The organism is Pseudomonas sp. FSL R10-2189, from assembly GCF_009600325.1.
In the GTDB taxonomy this organism is placed as follows: Bacteria; Pseudomonadota; Gammaproteobacteria; order Pseudomonadales; family Pseudomonadaceae; genus Aquipseudomonas; species Aquipseudomonas helleri.
The window spans coordinates 1-3,188 of sequence record NZ_WIVZ01000072.1 but is presented as its reverse complement, the minus strand read 5'-3'; the positions used below and the strand labels follow the sequence as shown (position 1 = coordinate 3,188).

The window sequence follows — 3,188 nt, the reverse complement described above, 5'->3', positions numbered from 1 at the left end:
AATTGGTAGACACGCCAGCTTCAGGTGCTGGTGGCCGCAAGGCCGTGGAAGTTCGAGTCTTCTTCTGGGCACCAATTCAGGTTTACAGCCTACGGTTGTGAAACCACTCAAAAAGCCCGCGAAAGCGGGCTTTTTAGTTTCCGGCATTCCCCCCTCCCTTGGTCTGACACCTTCTATCCAGTCCACCAACGTTGTATTTGATAATCCATCTCACTCGCACTAATATCCGGCCACCTTCAGATCGCCTGTGCGACTTCCTGGATTCGAGTGTCCGACAACAACGAAAGACTTCAGCTCTACCTCACGCATCGACATGCGCTTGTGGACTATGCCGCCCCCATCGTGGGTTGCCGCGCCAAGGCCGAAGATGTGGTTCAGGATGCGTGGTTACGCTTTAGCCAAGGGGCCGACAGCTTGGTCCCGCTCACTCAGCCGGTCGGCTACCTGTACCGGATCGTGCGCAACCTGGCCTTTGACCTGAACCGCCGGGTCAGCCTGGAGAACCGCCACACCTTGCGCGACGAACAGCTCGACGAGCACGTTTCCAACGCGCCCTCCCCTGAACAAGAAGCCCTGCATCTGGACGAGCTGCGTAAATTGCAACATGCTCTGTCCCGCCTGCCTGAACGTACTCGACAGGCTTTTGTCCTGCATCGACTGCAAGGCCTGACGTTCCAGCAAATCGGTACCCAACTGGGTATCTCTGTGAGCCTGGCCCATCAATTGGTCCGCGATGCCCTGACCTACTGCGCGGAACAACTGAGCGATGACTGACACGCCCCCTCCGAATCTGGTCTGGGAAACCGCGCTGGACTGGCTGCTGCTGATCCAGCAAAACCCTGACGACCCCGAACTCAACCGCCGCCTGAATGACTGGCGGGCCAGCGCCCCCGAACACGACGCCGCGTGGCGCAAGGCGCAGAAAGTCTGGCAACTGAGCGGTGCAGCCCTGAGCTTGCCGAACCCGCCCGCCGCCGCCGCGCCACAGGTTGCAGTGGCCACGCCTGCGCCGCGCCGCTTTAGCCGCCGCCAGTACTCATGGATCGGCGCAGCCGCTGCGGCCTGCGCAGTGTTTATGCTGCTGCCCGACTGGCAAGCCCTGCAGGCCGATTACCGCAGCCCTACTGCCGAGCATCGTGACATCACCCTGAGCGACGGCAGCCACATGCTGCTCGACAGCAACAGCGTGGCCGATGTGCACTTCGACCCCGAGCAGCGACAGGTCACGCTGTTGCGGGGCCAGGCATTTTTCTCGGTCAAGTCCGAGCCAGATCGCGCGTTTTTCGTAAATGCCGGGCAGGTGCGCGTTCGTGTCACCGGCACCGCCTTTGCCGTCAGCGTGGAAAACGGCGAGGTACAGGTCAGCGTTGAAAGCGGCACCGTCGCGGTAAAAACCCCGACGGCGCCTGAGCCCGCCAGCCTTCATCACGGCGATCACTTGAGCTACAGCGCGGCAGACAACCAAACCCGATTGGCACAATGGCCCAATGAGTCCATCGCGCCTTGGCGCCGCTGGCAACTGGTTGCCGTCGATCAATCGGTAGAAGACGTCATCAAACAACTACGGCGCTATCAGCCCGGTCTGATCCTGCTGACAGACAAAGCACTGGGCCAACGGCGCATCACGGCCGCCCTGAATTTGCGCGATCCAAAACGCGCCTTGCAGGCTGCCATCGCCCCGCTGGGCGGCGCCGTGCAAGACGGCCTGCCGTATACCTTGATCGTCACCGACGCGCCGTAAATCTTTTTTCAACTATTTCTGGAAATCTCCTGCAGCCGAGAGTCTTTACCTACGAACGTCACTGATAAAGATTCGCATTAGTGACCAAGGCGTTTCATTTCGTAGGTCCTCTCATGCTTTCTCTGCGTTTGCGTTACGTGCGCTCACTGTCTTTGGGCCTGCTCCTGGGTTTACCGGCGCTGCCCCTCGCCGCCCAGGCTGAACCCGACCGTCAGCATTACCAGATAGCCGCCCAGCCGTTGGCTACCGCGCTGATTGCGTTTTCGCAGCAGTCGGGCTGGCAGGTCAGCGCAGAAAGCGCCCTGCTCACAGGTTTAAGCAGCTCGCCGGTAGACGGCAACCTGGACCCGGAACACGCCCTGGCTAGCCTGTTGCGCTCCAGCGGCCTGCAATGGGAAGTCACCTCGCCAGACAGCGCATCGATCCTGCCGCCCACCGACAGCGACGTCTTGCTGATCAAAAGCACACCGATTACCGCCATGGACGCCGTTTTCCAGGGTGAACAAGTGATAGATCGGCAAATGATCGAGAACTTGCCTTCAGGCAATGGCGACATAACCAGCCTGCTACGCACCAACCCCAACGTCCAGTTCGACAACAATCAGCTCAGCAGCAAGACGCCCGGCGAAATTGCCCCGGCCGATATCAGCATCAACGGCGCGCGTCCATGGCAAAACCTGTTTGTGGTCGACGGCATGAACATGAACAACGACCTCGACCCCGGTAACAGCAACGACGACTTCGACGAGTTGCCGGGGCGCAGCCAGGGCATGGCCCTGGACACCGACCTGCTGGAAAACATCAAGGTCTATGACAGCAACGTGCCAGTGGCATTTGGCGGCTTTAACGGTGGCGTGATCGAGGCCAATACCCGCGATCCCAAGAAAGACTTTCACGGCAAACTGTCGGTGCAGATGTCGCGCTCCGAGTGGACCCGCTACCACCTCAATGAAGACGACCCCGACCTTGAAAGCTTCAAGGCGGGCTTTGGCAACAGCAGCCAGCCCGAGTTTAAAAAAGTCATTACCCGCGCCACCCTCGAAGGGCACCTGACGGACAACTTCGGCTTGCTGGGCAGTTTCTCGCGTAAAGACTCGACCATTCCGACCCGGGTCTTTGCCATTTCCAACCAGACCGAAACCGCCAACGCCGCCGAGACCCAAACCCGACGCATCGACAACTACTTCCTCAAGGCCGCCTGGCAGGTCAACGACGACTGGAAGCTCGACGTCAGCCTGACCCACGCCCCGGAAACCGCGAAAACCTTTGGCCCCAACTCAGTGCTCTCTGCCCGCGAGATGGAGGCCGGCGGCGACAGCCTCAGCGCACGGCTGGTGTGGAATGCGCCACTGGCCCGGGTCGAACAAAACCGGCTCTTCGCATTTAAGGGTGTAGCTGATTTCTAAACCCTCCTGACTTCAGCAAGCACCTGGCTATGTAATTGGTT

The 3,188-nt window shown here is 59.9% G+C and carries 3 protein-coding genes; all 3 read left to right on the top strand.

Annotated elements, in window-relative coordinates:
* Positions 1–267 precede the first annotated feature (267 nt).
* The 3 genes from GHO32_RS25780 (at position 268) to GHO32_RS25770 (ending at position 3,147) form a co-directional block, all read left to right on the top strand.
* The gene (locus GHO32_RS25780; protein ID WP_368668527.1) at positions 268–774 is read left to right on the top strand and encodes a sigma-70 family RNA polymerase sigma factor; all 507 of its coding nucleotides are present in this window, start codon (positions 268–270) and stop codon (positions 772–774) included.
* A complete protein-coding gene (locus GHO32_RS25775) occupies positions 767–1,741 on the top strand; it encodes a FecR domain-containing protein (RefSeq protein ID WP_153338385.1) in 975 nt (324 codons plus the stop codon). The genes GHO32_RS25780 and GHO32_RS25775 overlap by 8 nt, the downstream gene beginning before the upstream one ends.
* 113 nt (positions 1,742–1,854) lie before the next feature.
* Positions 1,855–3,147, top strand: coding sequence for a TonB-dependent receptor (locus GHO32_RS25770; RefSeq protein ID WP_256678632.1), 1,293 nt, complete (start codon positions 1,855–1,857; stop codon positions 3,145–3,147).
* The last annotated feature ends 41 nt before the right edge of the window (positions 3,148–3,188 follow it).